This window comes from Streptomyces sp. WAC 01529, from assembly GCF_003945545.1.
In the GTDB taxonomy this organism is placed as follows: Bacteria; Actinomycetota; Actinomycetes; order Streptomycetales; family Streptomycetaceae; genus Streptomyces; species Streptomyces anatolicus.
Map to the genome: position 1 here is coordinate 3,382,520 of NZ_CP029617.1, position 22,303 is coordinate 3,404,822.

Genomic DNA, 22,303 nt, shown 5'->3' on the forward strand with positions numbered 1-22,303 from the left:
CTACGAACGCCCGGACCTGAACCGCTCCCGCGGAGCCTCGCACCGCCCCGGACCGGGCTCCCTCACCGCGCCTTGCGGTGCTGGAAGGGGTGGAGCAGATCGGAGAGGTGCCAGTGGTGGTCCCGGCCGCCCGCCGGCGCCACCGGCACGGGCCCGGGGCCCTCGCCCACCACCGGGCCCACGCCCCGGGCACCGGCCTCGGTCGCGCCCGTCGGCTCGTCCGCGCCGCGCCCGCCCTCGTACTGCCGCCGCATCATGTCGAGCACCGACGACACCTGGCCCGCGCGCATGATCCGCACGACATGGCCGCCGCAGTTGAGACAGGTGGGGCGGGAGAGCGGCGAGGGGACGTGCAGGCCGTCCGCCCGGTACCTCACGAATTCCTGGCCCCCGGCGTCCACGTGATGCTCGATCTCGTACGACTGTTCCCAGCCGTGCCCGCACCGCATGCAGGCGAACGCGTAGGACTCATGACCGACATTCAGTGCCGTGCGGGGGTGACCGGTGTCCGCGATCTCACTCATGCCGCTGCTCCTCTTGTCCGAGGGACAGGTACCGCCGTCCCTGCGACCAGTGGACGCCTTTACGGGAGCGAGCGCATCAGACCTGTCGAGCGTTGGAGCGGATTTGGCCTTCCCTTAGGAAAGAGGCCTGGCGCGCGGCCCGCGCTTTGCCTTTCACGATAGTCCTTTGCCCTCCGATGGGCCGCTTCGATCCGCGTTCTTTGCCGCCACGACCGCATCGAAGACCTCGCGCTTGGGAAGGCCCGCCTCGGCGGCGACGGCGGCGATCGCCTCCTTGCGCCGCTCCCCCGCCTCCTCGCGCACCCGCACCCTGCGCACCAGCTCGTCGGGGCCGAGATCGCCCGCGCTCTTCTCGGGGGCGCCCTCGACGACGACGGTGATCTCACCGCGCACGCCGTCGGCGGCCCACTCGGCCAGCTCCTTCAGCGAACCGCGCTTGACCTCTTCGTACGTCTTGGTCAGCTCGCGGCAGACCGCGGCCCTGCGCTCCTCGCCGAACGCCTCGGCCATCGCGGTGAGCGTGTCGTCGATGCGGTGCGGGGCCTCGAAGTAGACGAGCGTCCTGCGGTCGTCGGCGACCTCCTTCAGGCGCGAGAGCCGCTCGCCCGCCTTGCGCGGCAGGAAGCCCTCGAAGCAGAACCGGTCGACCGGCAGCCCCGAGAGGGCGAGCGCGGTGAGCACGGCGGACGGGCCCGGCACGGCGGTCACCTTGATGTCCCGCTCCACGGCGGCCGCGACCAGGCGGTAGCCGGGGTCGGAGACCGAGGGCATCCCGGCGTCCGTCACGAGCAGGACGCGCGCGCCGCCCGCGAGCGCCTCGACCAGCTCGGGCGTGCGTGCGCTCTCGTTGCCCTCGAAGTAGGAGACGACACGGCCGCCGACCTGCACTCCGAGCGCCTGGGTGAGCCTGCGCAGGCGCCGCGTGTCCTCGGCGGCGACCACGTCGGCCGAGGCCAGCTCGGTGGCGAGGCGCGGCGGCGCGTCGGCGACATCGCCGATGGGGGTGCCTGCCAACACGAGGGTTCCGGGGGAATCTGCGCTTCCTGTCACGGATCCATCCTCGCAGGGCGCACGGGCGGGACTCGCACAGTCTGGTTCCCTACGATGGCGCGGTGACCAGTACCGCGTCTTCACCGGAGACCCGCGAGGGCCAGGCGGCCGAGGGGCAGCAGCCCTCCTGGCAGCGGCGGCTGCGCCGATTCGGCTACGTGGCGCGGCCCAGAGAGGACGTCAGGGCGCGGCTCGTGCCCCCGTACACGCGGCCCGGCCCCCGCCTGTGGATGACGCTCGGTCTGTCGAGGGCGGCCGCGGACCGGGTGGTGCGCCGCTCGGCGTGGCTCGGACCGCTGCTGGTCACGCTGGTCGCCGGGGTGATCCGGTTCTGGAACCTCGGCAATCCGAAGGCCGTGATATTCGACGAGACGTACTACGCGAAGGACGCCTGGGCGCTCATCCACCGCGGCTTCGAGGTCAACTGGCCGGAGAAGATCAACGACGACGTGCTGCGGCAGGGCAGCGACATCGCGATCCCGCACGACGCGGCGTACGTGGTGCATCCGCCGGTCGGCAAGTACGTGATCGGCCTCGGCGAGTGGATGTTCGGCTTCACCCCGTTCGGCTGGCGGTTCATGACGGCGGTGCTCGGCACGCTGTCGGTCCTGATGCTGTGCCGGATCGGGCGGCGGCTTTTCCGCTCCACGTTCCTCGGGTGTCTGGCGGGCGCGCTGCTCGCCGTGGACGGCCTGCACTTCGTGATGAGCCGCACCGCACTGCTCGACCAGGTCCTGATGTTCTTCGTGCTCGCCGCGTTCGGCTGCTTCCTCATCGACCGGGACCGGGCGCGGGAGAGGATCGCGGCCGCGCTGCCGGTCGACGGTGACGGTGTCGTACGCCCCGACATGCGCGTCGCCGAAACGGTGCGCCTGGGATGGCGGCCGTGGCGCTGGGCGGCCGGTCTCTGCCTGGGGCTCGCCTTCGGCACGAAGTGGAACGGCCTCTACGTGATGGTCTTCCTCTGTCTGATGACCGTCTTCTGGGACGTCGGCGCGCGCCGCGTCGCCGGGGCGGTGCGGCCCTACCGCGCGGTCCTGCGGCGGGACGTGCTCCCGGCGTTCGTGTCGACGGTCCCGGTGGCACTGGCCACATACGTCGTGTCGTGGCTCGGCTGGATCCTCTCCCCGACGGACGGCTCGGGCGGCTACTACCGCGACTGGGCGGCGACCGACGGGCGCGGCGGCAGCTGGACATGGCTGCCGGACTGGCTGCGCAGCCTGTGGCACTACGAGCACGCGGTCTACGAGTTCCACGTGGGCCTCTCCTCGCCGCACACCTACCAGTCCAACCCCTGGAGCTGGATCGTCGACGGCCGCCCCGTCTCGTACTTCTACGAGTCGCCGCTGCCCGGCAAGCAGGGCTGCCCCGCCGACACCACCGAGAAGTGCGCCCGCGAGGTCCTCGCGCTCGGCACCCCGCTGCTGTGGTGGGTCGGGGCGTGCGCGCTGCTCTACGTCCTGTGGCGGTGGGCGTTCCGGCGCGACTGGCGGGCGGGCGCGATCCTGTGCGGGGTGCTTGCCGGCTATCTGCCCTGGTTCTTCTACCAGGAGCGGACGATCTTCTACTTCTACGCGGTCGTCTTCGTGCCGTTCCTGTGTCTGGCGGTGGCGATGCTGATCGGCGCGATCCTGGGACCGCCGGGATCCGACGAGCGGCGCCGGGTGGCGGGCGCGGCGGCCTCCGGTGTCATCGTGCTGCTGATCCTCTGGAATTTCATCTACTTCTGGCCGGTCCACACCGGCACCGCCATCCCCATCGATTCCTGGCGGTCCCGGATGTGGCTGGATACGTGGGTGTAATGGCCGACGTATTGGCCACGTTGGACACCTTCGGATAACGGACGTCCCAAATTTCCCTCCCTCCCCCTTAAGGTGCCGGACGAACGACCTTCCCGGGCATCTCCTTCGGGGAGGCTCCTGGGGAGGGGAGCGCATCGTGCGCAGTGGAGCAAAGGCCGCTCTGGTCGGCGGGGTGTTCGTCGTCATGGTGGGGGGCGCCGGGTACGGCGCGTACAACGTGGTGAACGGCGTGTCCAACGACGGCTCGCCGGGAGCGGGCCCGGCCCCCGCGGAGACGGGACCGCCCACCGGCGAGGAGGTCCGCGAGACCGCGCGGAACTTCCTCGCGGCGTGGGCCGAGGGCGACGCCGGGCGGGCCGCGGAGTACACGGACAACCTCCAGGCCGCGTCGACCGCCCTGACCGGCCTGCGCGAGGACGCCCACCTGACGAAGGTGAAGCTCACCCCGAAGCGGGCGTCCGGCACGCGCGTGCCGTTCTCCGTGTCGGCCACGGTGAAGTACAAGGGGAAGAGCAAGCCCCTGACATACGACTCCGAGCTGAGGGTCGTGCGGGGCAAGACCACCGGCCGCGCGCTCGTCGACTGGTCGGCGGCCGTGCTGCACCCCTCCCTGAAGGAGGGCGACACCCTGGTGACGGGCGAGGCCGTGGCGCCGCCCCTGCGGGCGGTGGACCGCGCGGGCACCGTCCTGCGCGCCAAGGAGTACCCCTCGCTCGGCCCGATCCTGGACCAGCTGCGCAAGCGGTACGGGGAGAGCGCGGGCGGCACGCCGGGCGTGGAGCTGTATGTCCGGCCCGCGAACGCCGAGGCCACGGCGGGGACGCGCACACTGCTCACCCTCTCGAAGGGCAGGCCGGGCAAGCTGCGTACGACGCTCAGCGCGCCCGTGCAGAAGGCGGCGGAGCGGGCGGTCCTGCGGCACGACGAATCGTCGGTGGTGGCGGTCAAGCCGAGCACCGGCGAGGTGCTCGCCGTCGCCAACAACCGCGAGGACTCCTGGAACGCGGCGTTCCTCGGCACGATGGCGCCCGGCTCGACGATGAAGATCGTCTCGGCGGCGATGCTCATCGACAAGGGCGTCACCAAGGCGGGCGGGGCCGCGCCCTGTCCGGCCACCGCGACCTGGCAGAGCCAGACCTTCCACAACCTCAAGGGCATGGTGCCGAACGAGTCGGCGACGCTCTCGGAGAGCTTCGCGCGCTCCTGCAACACGGCGTTCGTGAAGCTCGTCGACGAACGGGGCCTGACCGACGCCTCTCTCACCGAGGAGGCCCGCAACGGCTTCGGCCTCGGCCAGGGCGACTGGAAGGTGGGCGTCCCCTCCTTCGACGGCGACGTCCCGGCCTCCCCGGGCCCCGACCGCGCGGCCAACGCCCTCGGCCAGGGCAAGATCCGGATGAACCCGCTGAACATGGCCTCGGTCACGGCGACCGCGATGACGGGCACCTTCCGGCAGCCGGTGATCGTGCCGAGGTCCCTCGACGACCGCGCACTGGCCACCGCCCGCGGCCTGCCCGCCTCCACCGTCGCGCAGCTGCGCCAGATGATGCGCCGCACGGCGGTGAGCGGCACGGGGGCGCGCGCCATGGCGAGCCTGACCGGGGACATCGGCGCGAAGACCGGGTCGGCGGAGAGGGACGGCCAGGCGGTGTCCGACAGCTGGTTCACCGGGTACCGGGGCGATGTGGCGGCGGCCGCGATGACACAGCGGGGCGGGCACGGCGGTGACGCGGCGGGGCCGATCGTCGCGGACGTACTGCGCGCGGGATGACTCCGCGAGGCGGAGGGCGGGCAGGGTAGAGGGTCCGCCGGGCGGTCGTCCGGCCGGGCGGCAAAGTGGTCGAGGGCTTCTCCGTACGCCTCTAAGGTGGCCTTCCGGTGAGGAACCGGTGAGGAGCATGGGGGCTCCGGGGAGCTGCGGAGGGTTTGTGGGCAAGCGAAGGCGCGCCGCCGAGCGCAAGGGCGTCGGATTTCGGAACACGCGGGTGCACCCGGGCGTGCTCGGCGGGGCGGCGGTCGTCGTCGTGTGCGGGGTGGGGGCCACCGCGTTCGCGCTCTCCGGCGGCGTGGGGTCCGGCGGGACGGGCGACGACGCGAAGCCGGTGCCCTCGGGACCGCCGACCTCCGCCGAAGTGCGCCACACCGCGCGGGCGTTCCTCGCCGCGTGGGCCGACGGCGATGTGGCGCGGGCCGCCTCGCTGACGGACGACCGTACGGCGGCGCGGAAGGCCCTGACCTCCTACCGCGAGGAGGGCCACCTGACGAAGGTCCGGCTCACCCCCGGGAAGCCGGCCGGGCGGACGAGCGCCGAGGTGCCGTTCAAGGCGGCGGCCACGGTGTCGTACAAGGGGAAGAGCAAGCCCTTCGCCTACGAGTCCGAGGTGACGGTCGTCCGCAGGAAGAGCGACGGCAGGACGCTCGTCGACTGGCGCCCCTCGGTCCTGCACCCGGAGTTGAGGGACGGCGACCGCCTGGTCACGGGCGAGGCGGGCGATCCGCCGATCAAGGCGGTGGACCGGGACGGCGGCGAGCTGACGGCGGCGAAGTACCCGTCGCTGGGCACGGCCCTCGACGGGCTGCGCGAGAAGTACGGCAAGGAGGCCGGCGGCAGGGCGGGCGTGGAGCTACGGGTGGTGCGGGCGGACGCCGAGGACGCCGCGGAGAAGGCCGGGCAGAAGGACGACGCGAAGTCGAGGCCCGACAAGACGCTGCTGGCCCTCTCGCCCGGGACCCCGGGGACGCTGAAGACGACGTTCAGCGGTTCGCTGCAAGCCGCGGCGGAACGGGAGACGGCGAAGCGGAAGCTGGCGTCCGTGGTCGTCGTCAAGGCGAGCACCGGCGAGATCCTGGCGGCCGCCAACTCCAATCCGACCGGCTTCAACACGGCCTTCCAGGGCTCCCTCGCGCCCGGTTCCACGATGAAGGTCGTCAGCGCGTCGATGCTCCTGGAGAAGAAGCTCGCCGGGGTGGACAAGAAGCACCCGTGCCCCAAGTACGAGACGTACGGCGGCTGGAAGTTCCAGAACGACGACAAGTTCCAGATCAAGAACGGCACGTTCCGGGCGAGCTTCGCGCGCTCCTGCAACACGGCCTTCATCAGCCAGGCCAAGAAGCTGGAGAACGACTCGCTGACCAGGCAGGCGCAGGAGGTCTTCGGTCTCGGCCGCGACAACTGGTCGATCGGGGTGCCGTCCTTCGACGGCGCCGTCCCCGTGCAGAGCCACGCCCAGATGGCGGCCTCGCTGATCGGTCAGGGCGGGGTGCGGATGAACCCGCTGAACATGGCGTCGGTGGCGGCGACGGTGAAGTCCGGCACGTTCAAGCAGCCCTACCTGGTCTCGCCGGACGTGGACGACCGCACGCTGGCCACGGCGCCGCGCAGGATGTCGGGGGCGACGGCGACGGCGCTGCGGGAACTCATGCACTACACGGCGGTGTCCGGCACGGCGATGAAGCCGATGCGGGGCCTCGGCTCGGACATGGGCGCGAAGACCGGCTCGGCGGAGGTCGACGGCCAGAAGAAGCCGAACGGCTGGTTCACCGCGTACCGGGGCGACCTGGCGTCGGCGGCGGTCGTGCGGCAGGGCGGTCACGGCGGGGATTCGGCGGGGCCGCTGGTGCGGGCGATGCTGCTGGCGGGGGACTGAGCGAGCGCGGTCCGCACTCGGCTGTCCGCCATGCGGATACGCGGTCGCGTGCCCCGTACACGGACCGCTAGCGTGCCGGGCATGAGCACTACTGAACCCGTCGAGTCCGCCGAGCCCGCCGAGTCCGCTGAACCCCCCGAGTCCGCTGAACCCACCGACTCCGCGGCCCACCCCCGTTTCGCCGCCGCCCTGCGCGAGCTGGGTCTGGCCGAGGTGATCGGACGGGCCCGCCGCTTCCCTGAGCAGACCCGGACCGCGCAGGAGGCGGCGGCCGCGATCGGCTGCGAGCTGAGCCAGATCTGCAAGTCCCTGATCTTCGCGGCGGACGGTGTGCCGGTGCTCGTCCTGATGGACGGCGCGTCGAGGGTCGACGTCGACTTGGTGCGCGCCGAGTTGGGCGCGGAGAAGGTCACCCGCGCCAAGGCGGACGTCGTCCGGGAGACGACCGGCTTCGCGATCGGCGGCGTACCGCCCTTCGGCCACGCCACCAGGACCCGCGTACTCGCCGATCGCTCGCTCCTCGGCCACGACGTGGTGTGGGCGGCGGCCGGCACCCCGTACGCCGTCTTCCCCATGGACCCCAAGACGCTGATCGCCCACGCGGGCGCCGCGCTGGTGGACGTGCGCGAGAACGCGAAGTGACCCCGCTGGTCGCGTCGGCGGTGCTGCTCGCCGCCGTCACGCACGCCAGCTGGAACGCGATCGCCCACCACATCACCGACAAGCTGGTCGGCTTCACGCTCATCTCCGGCGGCGGCACGCTGATCGGTCTGCTCCTCGCCCCCTTCGTCGCGCTCCCGGCGGCGGGGGCGTGGCCGTATCTGATCCTCTCCGCGCTCCTGCACGTCGGCTACTACGCCCTGCTCATGCGGTCGTTCAAGCTCGGCGACTTCGGCCAGGCGTACCCCATCGCGCGCGGCACGGCCCCGCTGGTGGTCACGGTCCTCGCGGCGGTCTTCGCGGGCGAGGTCCCGGACGGCTGGCAGGCGGCGGGCGTCGCGCTGTCCTGCGCGGGCCTGACGGGCCTCGCGCTGTGGGGCATACGGGGGTCGGGGCGCCGCCCGGACTGGGCGGCGATCGGCGCGGCCCTCGCGACGGGCGTCTCCATCGCGGCGTACACGGTGGTGGACGGCCTGGGCGTACGCGCGTCCGGCTCGTCCATGGGCTACATCGCGTGGCTGATGATCCTGGAGGGCATCGCGGTCCCGGTGTACGCGGCGTACCGCTGGCGCGGCGAACTGGTCTCCAGGCTCCGCCCGTTCGCGGCGGTCGGCCTGCTGGGCGCGGCCCTCTCGGTCGCCGCGTACGGCCTGGTCCTGTGGGCCCAGACGAGGGCGGAACTGGCCCCGGTCTCCGCGCTGCGGGAGTCGTCGATCATCGTCGGCGCGGCGATAGGCGCGCTCTTCTTCAAGGAACGCTTCGGCACACCGAGGCTGGTGGCGGCGGGCCTGATGGTGGCGGGCATCGGTTTGATGCTGCACGCGGGGTGAGGGAGCCGGGTGCGCTGGGGAGTTGGGGCTCGGACGCCGTGGCGCGGTTCAGAGGAGGGTCTGCGCGGATTCAGAGGGGAGCCAGGAGCATGAGTATCTCGTCCCGGTCGTCGCCCGCGCCGAACCGCAGGGCGCCGGGCCACCGGCCGACTTCCTTCCAGCCGAGGCGCCCGTAGAAGTCCTCGAGGCCGACGCCGCCACGTGCGGCGAGGTGCAGCTGCTCCAGGCCCATCTCTTCCTTGGCGACCCGGCGCACCTCGTCCATGAGGGCACGGCCGACCCCGCGCCCGCGCAGGGCGGTGCGGGTCTGGACATGGTGGAGCGTGCCCCAGTGCCCGATCAGCTCGGACCGGTCGCGGCGGATGTTGAGCCAGCCCGCGAGTTCCCCGTCCACGGTCGTCGCCGTGAGCAGCCGCCCGGTGTCGGGAGAGAGCTGGTCGACGACACGGTCGAGGACCGGGGCTACCGTGTCGGCGTCCACGGGAGGGAAGGGGAAACCTGCCGCGCCGCCCGCGTTGGTGACCTCGATCCAGCACTCGGTGAGAGCGCGTCGCAGCTGCGGGGTGGCGTCGTGCGGAGAGGTGAGCTGCTGGAAAGTGAGCTGCGGGACGGGAGGTTGCCGAGAGGCGGGCGCGACGGTCATCCCGAGATCATGACACCCGCCTCTGACACCCAAGAGAGCACGGCGCCCGCCCAGGACCGCCGACTCAGCGTCCAGCGCGGGGCTCAGCCCGCGACGGGGTGCGGCGGGGCCGGGAGGCGGGCGCAGTGGCGGCAGGCTCGGGCCGAGGGGGCCAGGGCCGCGTGGGAGGCGGCCGCCAGGGCTCCGGCGAAGGCGAGCAGCGGCCAGTTGGTGGCGAGGGCCGCGGCCGTGGTGAGCGCGAGGGTCGCCGCCGCCATGGCCCCGCTCGCGGTGGTGCCTGCCCAGGCGACCAGGAGGGGGAGCCGGTTCGGCGCGGGCAGGCGGCGGGCGAGGCTGCCGGTGGCGGCCAGGGTCACCGCGGCCAGCAGCGCGGCCGCCGTCGCGACGAAGGCCAGGTGGACGGCGAGGAGCTGGGGCGCGCGCGACACGTCCCACGCCAGGTCGTGCCCCGCGCTCCTCGCGAGGTACCAGCAGCCGATCAGGAAGGGCGCGGCGAGCGTGACCGCCCGCGCGGTGTGCCGGGCCTGGGCGACCGTCAGCTCCCGCTGGCAGCTGGGGACGAGTTCGCCGACGGACCCGAACTCCCGCACCGCCCGCCGGGCGGCCTCCTCCTCGCCGAGGCCCGCGTCGGCGTAGGCCGCGGCCGTGTCGGCGAGGCCGTCCCGTACCTCGCCGATCAGCCGGGACTTGGCCTTGGCGGGGCCGTGCAGAGCGGCGCCCAGGTCGGCCACGTACTCCTGGAGGAGCCGGTCGATGGGGCTCATGTGGCGAGTCCGGGGCGCGCGCCGGGGTTGAGGACCGAGCCGATGGCGGCGGTGAACTCGTCCCACGCCGCCCGCTCACCGGCCAGGGTCGCCCGGCCCGCGTCCGTCAACTCGTAGCACCTGCGCCGCCGTTCGCCCGCCGACTGCCAGCTGCTGCTGAGCAGGCCGAGCCGCTCCAGGCGGTTCAGCGCGGGGTAGATCGTGCCCGTACGCAGCTCCAGCGCGCCGCCGCTGCGGCGCTGCACCGCCGTGATGATCGCGTAGCCGTGCAGCGGGCCCTGTTCCAGCACGGCCAGCAGCAGTCCGTCGAGGTGTCCTCGTACCGCATCCGCCTTCATGGGTAGGCAGCCTACACAAAGTCTGCGTAGGCAGTGTATGTATTGGCAGCCAACACATTCAGCTTCGCCGTTCGCCGTACGCCCCTGGAGGCTCCGCCGTGACCAAGCTGCTCCTGTCCATCCACGTTCTCGTGGCGATCCTCGCCGTCGGGTCGATCACCGTGGCCGCGTCGATGTTCCCGCGCCAGGCGCTGCGGGCGATCGGCGGCGAGGGGCCGGGGGTCACCGCGCTGCTGCACCGGGTCTGCCGCGGTTACGCGGTCGCCGGTATCGCCGTACCGGTGTTCGGGATCGCCACCGGAGCCCAGCTCGGCGTCCTCGGCGACGCGTGGCTGATCGTCTCGCTCGTCCTGACGGGGATCGCGGCGGCGCTCCTGGGGCTTGTGATCCTGCCGGGGCAGCGGAGTCTGCTGGCTCTGGCGGAGGGCCAAGCTCCCTCTGGCGAATCCACCGGAAACGCCGATGCCGCAGCTGACGCCGCCGAACGCGCCGAGCACGCTCAGGCCGCCGCCCGTCCCGTCGCCGCCCGCCTGGCCATGCTCACCGGGATCTTCAACGTCCTGTGGGCGGTCGTCGTGGTCCTGATGATCGTCCGCCCCAGCTCCACCACGGGAGCGTGAGCCCCATGCGCACCCTGCGTATCGCGGCCGCCGCCGAGGCCGCCTCGCTCGCCCTCCTCCTGGGCAACCTGCTCACCGTCCACGCGCCCGCGCTCTCCGCGCTCCTCGGCCCGCTGCACGGCACGGCGTACCTCGTCGTCATCGCCACCACCTGGATGACCCCGGCGGCCGCGACCCCCGGCACCCGGTGGCGCGCCCTCGTCCCGGGCGTCGGCGGCCTGCTGGTCCTGCGGCGGATCGAGGCCCGCTCCCCCGCGAACTGACCCGCGCCTCCCGCCCCGGCGCCCCGCAGCGCCCGCCCCTACGCCTCGCGCAGCGCCCGCACCAGCGCCTGGGCGCGCGGGTCGGCCGTGACGCCCTTGTTCATCCCGTTCGTCACATACCCGAACCCGGTCCCCGACTCCGGGTCGGCGAAGCCGAGGGCGCCGCCGCGGCCGGGGTGCCCGAAGGAACCGGCGGCGAGGAGCGGGGACGCGCCGCCGTGCAGCATGTAGCCGAGGCCGAAGCGGGTGGGGACGACCAGGACGCGGTCCGGGCCCGCGGACGCCTCCGTCCGGGCCGCCGCCACCGTCTCGGGGGTGAACAGCCTCCCCCTGCCGTCCACTTCGCCGATCAGCGCCGCGTAGAAGCGGGCCAGACCGTCGGCCGTCGCGATGCCGTTGGAGGCGGGCAGGGCCGCCGCCCGGTAGGCGGGGTCGTTCTCGTCCGGCGCCGGATCGATCGCCCCGAAGGCGCGGCTGGTCAGCGAGGACGGGTCCGCGTATGCCTCGGCGACGTTCCGCTTGGGCCGTATCCGCAGGCCGCCCGGCCCGGCGGGCGGTGCGATACGCCCCATACGGCTGACCCGTGCCGCCTCCGCTTCCGGCAGCCCGAGCCAGAGGTCCAGGCCGAGCGGCCCGGCGATCTCGGCGGCGATCCACTCCCCGACCGCCTTGCCCGTCACGCGCCGCACCAGCTCACCGGTGAGCCAGCTGTAGGTCTGCGCGTGGTAGCCGTGGTCGGCGCCCGGCTCCCAGAACGGGGCCTGCGCCGCGACCACCGCCGCCGAGAGGTCCGGGTCGAGCGCCTCGGCGGGCGTCAGCGGACGGTCAAGGGCGGGGACCCCGGCGCGGTGCGCCAGTACGTGCCGCACCAGGACACCTTCCTTGCCGCGCGCCTTGAACTCCGGCCAGTAGGTGCCGACCGGCGCGTCCAGGTCCAGCGCGCCGCGCTGATGGAGCAGGAGCAGGGCGGCGGCGGCCACCCCCTTGGTCGCCGAGCGCACGACCTGCGCGGTCCCGCGCTCCCACGGGGCGTCCCCGGCGGCGAGGTCGCCGTCGACGTCCTTCGTGCCGCCCCACAGGTCCACGACCTTGCGCCCGTGCCGGTAGACCGTGACGGCGGCTCCGCGCTCCCCGCGCTCGGCGAAGTTGCGCACGAAGGCCTCCCTCACGCCCTCGAACCCCTCGGCGACCGAGCCCTGCACTCCACCCATGACCTCGTCCATACCCAGCCCAACAGCTGCCGCTATCCGCTGATTCCCTGGCTTCTCGCCTTCGCGGTCTTCGGATCGAAGCCGAAGGGGAGTTCCAGGCGGTGTGCGCTCATCAGTTCGTCGTCGGCGAGGAGTTCACCGGTCGGGCCGTCCGCCGCGATCGTGCCGTCGCTGAGGATCAGGGCGCGGGGGCAGAGTTCCATGGCGTAGGGCAGGTCGTGCGTGACCATCAGGACGGTGACGTCCAGCGACCGCAGGATGTCGGCGAGTTCGCGGCGCGAGGCCGGGTCGAGGTTGGAGGAGGGCTCGTCGAGGACGAGGATCTCCGGCTCCATGGCGAGCACCGTCGCGACCGCGACCCGGCGGCGCTGCCCGAAGGAGAGGTGGTGCGGCGGGCGGTCCGCGAACTCCGCCATGCCGACCAGGGAGAGGGCCTTCACCACGCGGGCCTCCAGCTCCGGGCCCCGCATCCCCGCGGCCGCGGGCCCGAACGCCACGTCCTCGCGGACCGTCGGCATGAACAGCTGGTCGTCCGGGTCCTGGAAGACGATGCCGACCTTGCGCCTGATCTCCGCCATGTGCTTCTTGCCGACGGGCAGCCCGGCGACCGTCACCGTGCCCGCGCCGGCGGTCAGGATGCCGTTCAGATGCAGTACGAGGGTCGTCTTGCCCGCGCCGTTCGGCCCGAGCAGCGCGACACGTTCGCCGCGGGCGACGCGGAAGTCGACGCCGAAGAGGGCCTGGTGCCCGTCGGGGTAGGCGAAGGCCAGTCCGGCCACTTCCAGCGAGGGTGTCGCGGTCACAGGGTCCATCCCAACAGGCAGACGAGGAGGGCGGCGGACGGGAGGGCCAGCGCGTACGTCCACTGCGTGCGCGAGGCGGTCACCTCGTCGATGACCGGCATCGCGCCGGCGTACCCCCGGCTGACCATCGCGAGGTGCACCCGCTCGCCCCTCTCGTACGAGCGGATGAAGAGGGCGCCCGCGGACTTGGCGAGGACGCCCCATTGCCGTACGCCCCGCGCCTCGAAGCCGCGCGAATCGCGGGCGATCCTCATGCGGCGCATCTCGTCCGTGATGACGTCGCCGTACCGGATCATGAAGGAGGCGATCTGGACGAGCAGCGGGGGCAGCTTGAGGCGCTGGAGGCCGAGGAGGAGTTCGCGCAGTTCGGTCGTGGAGGCGAGCAGCACGGAGGCGGCGACGCCGAGCGTGCCCTTGGCCAGGACGTTCCAGGCACCCCAGAGGCCGTTGACGCTCAGGGAGACACCGAGTACGTCGACGCGCTCGCCCTGCGCCACGAACGGCATCAGCACGGCGAAGGCCACGAACGGGACCTCGATCAGCAGCCGCTTCAGCAGGAACCCGGCGGGGACGAGGGCGGCGCGGGCGACCGCCGCGAGCAGGAGGGCATAGACCCCGAAGGCCCACATCGCCTCGCGCGGCGTGGACACGACGACGATCACGAAGCAGAAGACGGCGACGAGCTTGGCGTGCGCGGGCAGCCCGTGCACGGGCGAGTGCCCGTGCCGGTAGAGCCGGTGGGCGTGGCCGGCACCCATGTCAGGGGGTCTTGGGCGCGGCGGGCTTGGGCGCCACGCCCGCCTCAGGTCCGGCGCCCGCCTCTGGTCCGGCGCCCGCCTCAGGCAAGGTCACCGGGGAGACATCCGTCGTACGACGCCTCCGTACCGCCCAGAACACCGCCGAACCGGCGACCACCGTCGCGCCCACGCCGATCACGCCCGCCAGGCCGACCGAGACGCGGGCGTCGGTGATGTCCTTTACTCCGTAGTCCGCCAGCGGTGAGTCCGCGGTGGCGTGGTCCTTGGTCTTCTCGTCGATGCCCTTGTCCTGGGCCACCTTCTCCAGGCCGTCGGGGTTCGACGAGGCGTAGAAGCTGACGACGCCCGCGAGGACGAGGGACGTGGCGAGGCCCGCGAGCCACACCTTCCGGTGGGAGCGGGCCGCGGCGGCCGGTTCGGCGGCGCCCCGCGCGTCCACCAGCTCCCCGCCGACCCGCAGCTTCAGCGGCCGCGCGAGACCCCGCGCCCCGTACACGAGGTCCGGCCGCACCGCGATCACCGCGCCCACGGTGAGCGCGGTGATCGCGGCCTCGCCGATGCCGATGAGGACGTGGACGCCGACCATGGCGACGGCGACCTTGTCGAGGGAGACGTCGGTCGTGCCGCCCACGGCGTAGAGGAGGGTGAAGGCGATCGCGGCGGCCGGCACGGACAGCAGCGCCGCCACGAAGGAGGCGACGGTGATCGCGCGGCGCCCGCGCGGCAGCACCTTCACCAGGCCCCGGAAGACCAGATAGGCGACGACGGTGGTGACGATCGCCATGTCGGCGATGTTGACGCCGAGCGCGGTAAGACCGCCGTCCGCGAAGAGCACGCCCTGCATGAGCAGGACGACGGAGACGCAGAGCACCCCGGTGAAGGGGCCGACGAGTATCGCGGCGAGCGCCCCGCCGAGGAGATGCCCGCTGGTCCCGGCCGCGACCGGGAAGTTCAGCATTTGCACCGCAAAGATGAAGGCGGCGACCAGCCCGGCGAGCGGGGCCGTGCGTTCGTCCAGCTCACGCCGGGCGCCCTTGAGGCTGACCGCCACCGCGCCCGCGGCGACGAGCCCGGCCGCGGCGGAGACGGGAGCATTGATGAATCCGTCGGGGACATGCATGGGCGCGCTCCTGGGCAGGGGCCTTGCAGGGCAGACCGCTCGTGAACCGTCCACTGTGTCGTGAACCGTTCAATGATAGGGCGTTGTTGCGAACGGTTTGCAAGAGCACCCAGGTCCCGATACGGCTACGCCCGCCCGGTGGATCTTCCGCCACCACTCAGGGCGGAAAGCCGTACATATGGGACATTGGTGAGGAAGTGCCCGTACGGATGAGGAGTTCAGCGATGTCCGCAGTCGAGCAGTACGCACGCGCCCACCTCGTCACGGACTCCTCCGAGGGCCACCGCGCCGTCCCCGTCGTCCTCCACTACGACCCGGAGGCCGACCCGCACACGGTGCGGATCGGCCTCCCCGGCTGCCACGAATGGGTCTTCGCCCGGCAGCTGCTCGAACAGGGCCTGCGGGCCCCGGTCGCCGCCGGTGACGTACACATCTGGCCCTGCGGCCGGGTCCAGACGATCGTGGAGTTCCACGCGCGGGACGGGGTGACGGTCGTCCAGTTCGACGCGTCCGCGCTGATCCGCTTCCTGCGTCGTACGTACGCGGCCGCCACCCCCGTCTCCCACTGAGCCCCGGCGGGACCCGGCGCGGGGTCAGACGCGGGCCAGCTCCCTGTCAACGTCCGGATCGGTGTCCGGGCCCGCGTCCTTCTCGGCGGCCGTGCGCAGCCCCTCGCCCTCGACGTCGACGTTCGGCAGCGCGCGGTCAAGCCACTTGGGCAGCCACCACGCCTTGCCGCCGAGCAGCGCGAGAACGGCCGGCACCAGCGCCATACGGACCACGAACGCGTCGAAGAAGACCGCGATCGCGAGGCCAAAGCCGATCATCTTGACCATCTGCTCGCTGGACCCGATGAAGCCCGCGAACACCGCGATCATGATGACGGCCGCCGCCGAGACCACCCGGGCCCCGTGCCGGAATCCGGTCACGATCGCCTGCCCGGGGCGCTCCCCGTGGACGTACGCCTCCCGCATCCGCGTCACGAGGAAGACCTCGTAGTCCATCGCGAGGCCGAAGACCACGCCGACCATGAAGATCGGCATCATCGACATGATCGGGCCGGTCTGCTCCACGCCGAAGAGCGAGCCGAGCCAGCCCCACTGGAAGACCGCGACGACCGCGCCGAGGGCCGCGAGGACCGAGAGCAGGAAGCCGAGGGCCGCCTTGAGCGGGACCAGGATCGAGCGGAAGACGATGATCAGGAGCAGGAAGGCGAGGCCGACGACGAGGGCCAGATAGGGCAGCAGGGCGTCGTTGAGCTTCTGCGAGACGTCGATGTTCATCGCCGTGGTGCCGGTGACCATGATCTCGGCGCCGGTGGAGTCGGTGATCTTCGCGCCGGTGTCGCGGATCGAGTGGACCAGTTCCTCGGTCTCGATGCCGCTGGGCTTGGAGGACGGCACGACGCTGATGATGGCGGTGTCACCCGCCTTGTTGAACATGGGCGGGGCGACGGTCAGGACGTCGTCGAGCCCGGCGATCGTCCTGCGGATCTCACCGGCGGCGGCCTTCGGCTCGTCGGCGCCCTTGAGGTCGCCGACGACCATCAGCGGGCCGTTGAAGCCGGGACCGAAGCCGTCGGAGACCAGGTCGTACGCCTTGCGCTGCGTCGTGGAGGTCGGCTGCGCGCCGTCGTCGGGCAGGCCCAGCTCCAGCTGCGAGACCGGGACGGCGGCGGCGCCGAGGCCCACGATGCCGACGAGCAGCACCGCGATCGGACGGCGTACGACGAACCGGGCCCAGCGGGTGCCCATGTTCGGCTTGGCGTCCTCGTCGGCGGCCCTGCCCTTCTTGCCGCCCTTGCCGTCCTTGCCGTCCTTGCCGCCGCCGAAGAGCCTGCTCTTCTCGCCCATGGGCATGACCCGCTTGCCCGCGTACCCGAGCAGCGCCGGGATGAGGGTCAGCGCGATCAGGACCGCGATGACGACCGTGCCGGCCGCGGCGAAGCCCATCTTGGTGAGCATCGGGATGTTCACCACGGCGAGGCCGACCAGCGCGATGACGACGGTGAGCCCGGCGAAGACGACCGCGGAGCCCGCGGTGCCGACGGCACGGCCGGCCGCCTCCTCGCGGTCGCGGCCGTCGGCGAGTTCGCCGCGGAAGCGCGAGACGATGAAGAGCGCGTAGTCGATGCCGACCGCGAGGCCGATCATCATGGCGAGCGTCGAGGTGGTGGTGCCCAGATCCAGGGCGTCGGCGAGCGCGGTGATGGACGAGACGCCGATGCCGACGCCGATGAGCGCGGTGAGCAGCGGAAGCCCGGCCGCGATCAGCGAGCCGAAGGTGATGACGAGGACGACCGCCGCGACCGCGATGCCGATGATCTCGGAGGAGCCGGTCTCCGGCATGGCCTGGAGCGCGTCGCCGCCGACCTCGACGGTGAGCCCGGACTCGCGCGCCTTGTCGGTGGTCTTCTCCAGCGCGTCACGGTCGTCGTCGGTCAGCTCCATGGAGGTGACCTTGTACGAGACGGAGGCGTACGCCGTGGAGCCGTCCTTGCTGACGGTCTTGGCGCGGAACGGGTCGTCGGCGCGCGCCACTTGCTCCGAGCCGGACTTCAGGGCGCCGACGGTCTTGACGATCTCGGCCTTGTTGGCCGGGTCCGTCACCTTCTCGCCGTCCGGTGCCTTGAAGACGACACGGGCGCTCGCCCCGTCGGCGCTGGCCTCGGGGGCCCGCTTCTCCAGGAGGTCGAAGGCCTTCTGGGCCTCCGTGCCGGGTATGGAGAAGGAGCTGGAGGCGGCGGTGGGCGCCGAGGCCGCGCCGACCCCGGCGAGCGTGAGGAGCGCCACCCAGATCAGGGCGACGAAGTGCCGCTTGCGGAAGGCTAGTTTGCCGAGTTTGTAGAGGAACGTGGCCACGAGGGCGTACTCCCGGTCAGGTCGTGGTGCGGAGATGACTGCGGGCAGGGGGGTTCAGCCCGACGACGTGAGCGGTTCGCGTCAGGTACGGGGTGCGGGTGTGAGGGGTGGGTCAGACGCCGAGAGCGGGGAGGATCACGGCGTCCACGTACGAGGCGAGGAAGGCGCGGTCGACCGGGCGGTCCTCGACGAGGTCCCGGGCGACGAAAGCGCCGACCAGCATGTGGATGGCGAACTCCAGCGCCGGATTGTCCGCGGCCACCTCACCGCGCTCCACCGCTCTGCGCAGCAGATCGTTCAGGCCCGTCAGCTCCGGCTCGATGAGCAGGTTCCGCAGCGCCTGGTGGAGTTCGGGGTTGTCGTGGATGGCGTGGAACAGGCCCCGCATCAGCGCGGCGTCCTTCTCCATCTGGCAGTCGTCCGAGCGGGCCACCATCTCGTTCAGGTCGCCGCGCAGCGAGCCGGTGTCGATGTCCGCGAGGGACGCCGGCTTGTTGTGCCGCAGCGCCTTGGCGATCAGCTCCGGCTTGCTCCCCCACTGGCGGTAGAGGGTGGCCTTGCTGGAGCGGGTGCGGGCCGCCACGGCGTCCATGGTGAGGGCGTCGTAGCCGACCTCGCGGAGCAGGTCGAGCACGGCCTCGTACAGCTCGGCCTCGCGCTCGGGCGTGATCCTGCTGCGCCGCGTCGCCGCCGCTGCTTCCGTCATGATCCGCGCCTCCTGTTCCCGACCGCTGCGAACGAAACGGTTTCGTACTCCATGACGGTACGGTACCGATTAACGAAACGAAACCGTTTCGTACGTGTCCTGGGTCACGTACGCGGCCCTCTCCCGCACGCGTGCGGGAGCCGCGTCCCGGGCGCCGTCACGAGTTGCCGGGGCCCTCCGAGCGGAAAAGCATGGTGAGGTGACCGACGAGCGCGAGCACGAGAACGAGAACGGCGACGAGAACGCCCAGGCGGACCACGCCTACCTGCGGTTTCCCCACCTCAGCGGCGACCGGCTCTGTTTCGCCGCCGAGGACGACCTCTGGGTGGCCCCCCTCACCCCCGAGGGCGTCCCGGCCGACCGGGCCTGGCGGCTCACCGTCGACCGGACCAAGGTCGGCCACCCCCGCTTCTCGCCCGACGGCCGCCACATCGCGTACACGACCTGGCGCAGCCTCGACCCGGAGATCCATCTGGCGCCCGTGGACGGCGGGCCCTCGCGCCGCCTCACCTACTGGGGCAGCACCGACACCCGGGTCTGCGGCTGGTCCCCCGACGGCGGCGTGCTCGCCGTCTCCTCGCACGGCCAGCCCTTCTCGCACTTCTGCTGGGCCTACAGCGTGCCCGTCGACGGCTCGCCCGGCGGCAAGCTGCCCTGGGGCCCGGTCGCCGACATCGCGATCACCGACACGCTCGCCGACGGCGACTGCGAGCGCAAGACGCTGCTCCTGACGGGCAAGCCGCCGCATGAACCGGCCGCCTGGAAGCGGTACCGGGGCGGGGCGACGGGCCGCCTGTGGGTGCACGGCGAGCAGATCCTCGCCGACCTCGACGGGCACCTCGACTCGCCCATGTTCGTCTCGGGGCGCATCGCGTTCCTCTCCGACCACGAAGGCGTCGGCAATCTGTACTCCTGCCTGCCGGACGGCTCCGACCTGCGGCGCCACACCGACCACGACGCCTTCTACGCCCGGCACGCCGCCAGCGACGGCACGCGCGTGGTCTACCAGTGCGCGGGCGACATCTGGCTGGTGGACACCCTCACCGCCGACTCCGAGCCGCGCCGCCTCGACGTCCGGCTCGGCGGGCCGCGCGCGGGGCGGCGGGTCTACCAGGTCCCGGCCGCGCAGCACCTCGACGCGATCTCCGTGGACACGACAGGGCGGGCCAGCGCCGTCGTCGTACGCGGCAGCCTCTACTGGCTCACCCACCGGGACGGCCCGGCCCGCACCATCACCGACACCCCCGGCGTGCGGGTGCGGCTGCCCGAGATGCTCGGTACCGGCGGGCAGGTCGCGTACGTCACCGACGCCGACGGTGAGGACGCCGTCGAGATCGCCTACCTGCCGCGTGCCACCGGCGACCGTCCGCCACGCAGGCTGGCGAGCGGCGGGCTCGGCCGCGTCCAGGAGATGGTGTCCGATCCCGACGGCGACCGGCTCGCGATCGCCTCCCACGACGGCCGTCTGCTGCTGCTCACGGTGACCGATGAGGCGGGTGCGGCGGAGCCGGTGCGGCAGATCCGCGAGATCGGGGAGGTCCGCGAGGCCGCGGAGGACAGGGAGGGTGATGGGGGTACCGAGGGCGCCGTGGTCGACGGGGGCGGGGAGGTCACCGAGCTGATCCGTTCCCTCAACGGGCCCGTCCGCGATCTGGCCTTCTCCCCCGACGGGGCCTGGCTGACCTGGTCGCACCCGGGCATCGGCCGCTCCCTGCGGCAGATCAAACTGGCCCGCATCGCCGGACCGGGCCCCCGCACGGTCGTCGACGTCACCAACGGCCGCTTCGAGGACGAGAACCCCGTCTTCACCCGCGACGGCCGCTACCTCGCCTTCCTCTCCTGGCGCGGCTTCGACCCCGTCTACGACGTGCACACCGGCGACCTCTCCTTCCCGCTCGGCTGCCGCCCCTACCTCGTACCCCTCTCCTCCGCGACCCCTTCCCCCTTCGCCCTGCTGCCCGACGGGCGCCCCGCGGCGGGCGGCCTCGACCCGGCCGACAGCGGCGGCGACGGGACGACGACGGTGGAGACGGAGGGCCTGGAGGCGCGGGTCACGCCCTTCCCCGTCGCCGCGTCCAAGTACTCAGCCCTGCAACCCGTCAGCGGCGGCGGCCTCGTCTGGCTGCGCTGGCCGATCTCCGGCGCGCTCGGCGAGACCTTCGCCAACCCCGCCGACACCTCGGGCCGCCCCACCCTGGAGCACTTCAACATCGCCAAGGCGAAGAAGTCGCAGCTCGTCGAGCACCTGGACTGGTTCGCGCTGAGCGGCGACGGCTCGCGCCTCGTCGTCGTCGACGAGGGCGACCTGTCCGCCGTGCCCGCCACCGAACAGGGCGACGGCGATACGACGGTCTGGATCGACCTGCGCCGCATCCTGCACGAGGTCGACCCGGCCGCCGAGTGGCGCCAGGCGTACGAGGAGGCGGGCCGGATCATCCGCGCCTACTTCTGGGAGCCGCACATGTGCGGCATCGACTGGAACGGGGTGCTCGCGCAGTACCGGCCGCTGGTCGAACGCGTCGCCTCCCCCGACGAGTTCGCGGACCTGCTGCGGGAGGTCCTCGGCGAACTGGGCACCTCCCACGCGTACGTCTCCCCGGCCCGCCGCAACGAGGGCCCGCCCCACTACCAGCGCGCGATGGGTCTGCTCGGCGCCAATCTCGTGCGCAGGGACGACGGCTGGATGGTCAAGCGGATCCTGCCCGGCGACTCCTCCGACTCCAAGGCGCGCTCCCCGCTGGCCGGTGCGGGCATCCGCGAGGGCGCGGTCCTCACGCACGTCGACGGCCGCCCGGTCGATCCGGTGACGGGGCCCTATCCGCTCCTCGCGGCGGCGGGCGGCACGACCGTCGAGCTGACGTTCCGCCACTCGGAGGGCGACGGGCGGGCGCGGCGGGTCGCGATCGTTCCCCTCATCAACGAACGCCCCCTGCGCTACCAGGACTGGGTGGCCAAACGCCGGGAGGTCGTACGGGAGTTGAGCGGCGGAAAGTGCGGCTACCTCCACATCCCCGACATGGGCGGCTCGGGCTGGGCGCAGTTCAACAGGGACCTGCGTCTTGAGGTGTCGCGGCCCGCCCTGATCGTGGACGTGCGCGGCAACGCGGGCGGGCACATCAGCGAGCTGGTGGTGGAGAAGCTCACCCGCAAGATCCTCGGCTGGGACCTCACGCGCAACGCCCAGCCGGTGTCGTACGCCTCGAACGCGCCCCGGGGTCCCGTGGTGGCCCTCGCGGACGAGGCGACGTCGTCGGACGGCGACATGATCACGGCGGCGTTCAAGCTGCTCGGGCTCGGCCCGGTCGTGGGGCAGCGCACCTGGGGCGGGGTGGTCGGCATGACGGGGCGGCACCGGCTCGGGGACGGGACGGTGATCACGGTGCCGATGAACGCGGGCTGGTTCGACGCGTACGGCTGGTCCGTGGAGAACCACGGCGTGCCTCCGGACCTGGAGGTGCTGCGGACGCCGCTGGACTGGGCGGAGGGGCGGCACGCCCAACTCGACGACGCGGTACGGGTGGCGCTCGACCTCCTGGAGCGGAACCCGGCGGCGGCCCCGCCGGGCTACTCCGACGTCCCGGACCGCCGCCGACCGCCGCTGCCGCCGCGCTCGTGACTCCGGGTCCGCGCCGCCCGTAACTCTCCGCGACTGATCGAAATGCGTGGAGTGTCCGCCCGTGTAAATCTGGTCGAGGCCCCAACC

At 72.5% G+C, this 22,303-nt stretch carries 20 protein-coding genes; 9 read left to right on the top strand and 11 right to left on the bottom strand.

Going from position 1 to position 22,303, the window contains the following annotated elements; genetic code table 11:
• Positions 1 to 62 precede the first annotated feature (62 nt).
• Together DMA15_RS15050 and rsmI are read right to left on the bottom strand one after the other, a co-directional pair.
• Positions 63 to 524: a hypothetical protein gene (locus tag DMA15_RS15050; protein WP_125513257.1), complete on the bottom strand. Its 462-nt coding sequence runs from the start codon at positions 522 to 524 to the stop codon at positions 63 to 65.
• A gap of 153 nt (positions 525 to 677) precedes the next feature.
• Positions 678 to 1,574, bottom strand: a complete 897-nt coding sequence (rsmI, locus tag DMA15_RS15055) for a 16S rRNA (cytidine(1402)-2'-O)-methyltransferase (protein WP_125513258.1) — start codon at positions 1,572 to 1,574, stop codon at positions 678 to 680.
• A gap of 62 nt (positions 1,575 to 1,636) precedes the next feature.
• Here rsmI and DMA15_RS15060 point away from each other — a divergent pair, with 62 nt between their 5' ends.
• The 5 genes from DMA15_RS15060 to DMA15_RS15080 all read left to right on the top strand — a co-directional run bounded on the left by DMA15_RS15060 (position 1,637) and on the right by DMA15_RS15080 (position 8,513).
• Positions 1,637 to 3,376, top strand: a complete 1,740-nt coding sequence (locus tag DMA15_RS15060) for a phospholipid carrier-dependent glycosyltransferase (RefSeq protein ID WP_125513259.1) — start codon at positions 1,637 to 1,639, stop codon at positions 3,374 to 3,376.
• A gap of 136 nt (positions 3,377 to 3,512) precedes the next feature.
• Complete coding sequence (locus tag DMA15_RS15065; RefSeq protein ID WP_125513260.1) at positions 3,513 to 5,147, top strand: penicillin-binding transpeptidase domain-containing protein; 1,635 nt, start codon at positions 3,513 to 3,515, stop codon at positions 5,145 to 5,147.
• A gap of 226 nt (positions 5,148 to 5,373) precedes the next feature.
• A complete protein-coding gene (locus tag DMA15_RS15070) occupies positions 5,374 to 7,023 on the top strand; it encodes a penicillin-binding transpeptidase domain-containing protein (protein WP_240660213.1) in 1,650 nt (549 codons plus the stop codon).
• 81 nt (positions 7,024 to 7,104) lie between these two features.
• Positions 7,105 to 7,665: a YbaK/EbsC family protein gene (locus DMA15_RS15075; RefSeq protein WP_125513262.1), complete on the top strand. Its 561-nt coding sequence runs from the start codon at positions 7,105 to 7,107 to the stop codon at positions 7,663 to 7,665.
• Positions 7,662 to 8,513, top strand: coding sequence for a DMT family transporter (locus tag DMA15_RS15080; RefSeq protein WP_125513263.1), 852 nt, complete (start codon positions 7,662 to 7,664; stop codon positions 8,511 to 8,513). The genes DMA15_RS15075 and DMA15_RS15080 overlap by 4 nt, the downstream gene beginning before the upstream one ends.
• Before the next feature lie 70 nt (positions 8,514 to 8,583).
• Here DMA15_RS15080 and DMA15_RS15085 read toward each other — a convergent pair whose 3' ends face one another.
• The 3 genes from DMA15_RS15085 to DMA15_RS15095 form a co-directional block, all read right to left on the bottom strand.
• Positions 8,584 to 9,156: a GNAT family N-acetyltransferase gene (locus DMA15_RS15085; RefSeq protein ID WP_125513264.1), complete on the bottom strand. Its 573-nt coding sequence runs from the start codon at positions 9,154 to 9,156 to the stop codon at positions 8,584 to 8,586.
• Positions 9,157 to 9,239: 83 nt separating this feature from the next.
• Complete coding sequence (locus DMA15_RS15090; protein WP_125513265.1) at positions 9,240 to 9,920, bottom strand: permease prefix domain 1-containing protein; 681 nt, start codon at positions 9,918 to 9,920, stop codon at positions 9,240 to 9,242.
• A complete protein-coding gene (locus DMA15_RS15095) occupies positions 9,917 to 10,258 on the bottom strand; it encodes a helix-turn-helix transcriptional regulator (RefSeq protein ID WP_125513266.1) in 342 nt (113 codons plus the stop codon). Before DMA15_RS15095 ends, DMA15_RS15090 begins: the two co-directional genes overlap by 4 nt.
• A 98-nt stretch (positions 10,259 to 10,356) precedes the next feature.
• Here DMA15_RS15095 and DMA15_RS15100 point away from each other — a divergent pair, with 98 nt between their 5' ends.
• Together DMA15_RS15100 and DMA15_RS15105 are read left to right on the top strand one after the other, a co-directional pair.
• A complete protein-coding gene (locus tag DMA15_RS15100; RefSeq protein ID WP_125513267.1) occupies positions 10,357 to 10,878 on the top strand; it encodes a hypothetical protein in 522 nt (173 codons plus the stop codon).
• Positions 10,879 to 10,883: 5 nt separating this feature from the next.
• Positions 10,884 to 11,141, top strand: coding sequence for a hypothetical protein (locus DMA15_RS15105; RefSeq protein WP_125513268.1), 258 nt, complete (start codon positions 10,884 to 10,886; stop codon positions 11,139 to 11,141).
• A 38-nt stretch (positions 11,142 to 11,179) separates the two neighbouring features.
• Here DMA15_RS15105 and DMA15_RS15110 read toward each other — a convergent pair whose 3' ends face one another.
• Genes DMA15_RS15110 through DMA15_RS15125 form a run of 4 tightly spaced genes read right to left on the bottom strand, consistent with a single transcriptional unit; the run spans position 11,180 to position 15,033 of the window.
• Positions 11,180 to 12,352 (bottom strand): serine hydrolase domain-containing protein, encoded by a 1,173-nt coding sequence (locus tag DMA15_RS15110; protein ID WP_125513269.1) that lies wholly within the window; start codon positions 12,350 to 12,352, stop codon positions 11,180 to 11,182.
• A 32-nt stretch (positions 12,353 to 12,384) separates the two neighbouring features.
• A complete protein-coding gene (locus tag DMA15_RS15115; RefSeq protein WP_125513270.1) occupies positions 12,385 to 13,164 on the bottom strand; it encodes an ABC transporter ATP-binding protein in 780 nt (259 codons plus the stop codon).
• Positions 13,152 to 13,913, bottom strand: a complete 762-nt coding sequence (gene cbiQ, locus DMA15_RS15120) for a cobalt ECF transporter T component CbiQ (RefSeq protein WP_125513271.1) — start codon at positions 13,911 to 13,913, stop codon at positions 13,152 to 13,154. The genes DMA15_RS15115 and cbiQ overlap by 13 nt, the downstream gene beginning before the upstream one ends.
• 1 nt (position 13,914) lies before the next feature.
• On the bottom strand, positions 13,915 to 15,033 hold the full coding sequence (locus DMA15_RS15125) for an energy-coupling factor ABC transporter permease (protein ID WP_125513272.1): 1,119 nt from the start codon (positions 15,031 to 15,033) through the stop codon (positions 13,915 to 13,917).
• Between the two features lie 224 nt (positions 15,034 to 15,257).
• On the opposite strand from DMA15_RS15125, the gene DMA15_RS15130 reads away from it, so the two are divergent.
• Complete coding sequence (locus tag DMA15_RS15130) at positions 15,258 to 15,602, top strand: SsgA family sporulation/cell division regulator (RefSeq protein ID WP_125513273.1); 345 nt, start codon at positions 15,258 to 15,260, stop codon at positions 15,600 to 15,602.
• Between the two features lie 24 nt (positions 15,603 to 15,626).
• On the opposite strand, the gene DMA15_RS15135 is transcribed toward DMA15_RS15130, so the two are convergent.
• On the bottom strand, positions 15,627 to 17,894 hold the full coding sequence (locus tag DMA15_RS15135; protein WP_125513274.1) for an MMPL family transporter: 2,268 nt from the start codon (positions 17,892 to 17,894) through the stop codon (positions 15,627 to 15,629).
• A 112-nt stretch (positions 17,895 to 18,006) separates the two neighbouring features.
• Positions 18,007 to 18,600: a TetR/AcrR family transcriptional regulator gene (locus DMA15_RS15140; RefSeq protein WP_125513275.1), complete on the bottom strand. Its 594-nt coding sequence runs from the start codon at positions 18,598 to 18,600 to the stop codon at positions 18,007 to 18,009.
• A gap of 199 nt (positions 18,601 to 18,799) precedes the next feature.
• On the opposite strand from DMA15_RS15140, the gene DMA15_RS15145 reads away from it, so the two are divergent.
• Positions 18,800 to 22,216 carry a S41 family peptidase gene (locus tag DMA15_RS15145; protein ID WP_125513276.1) on the top strand — a complete coding sequence of 1,139 codons (3,417 nt, stop codon included), beginning with the start codon at positions 18,800 to 18,802 and terminating at the stop codon, positions 22,214 to 22,216.
• Positions 22,217 to 22,303: the final 87 nt, after the last annotated feature.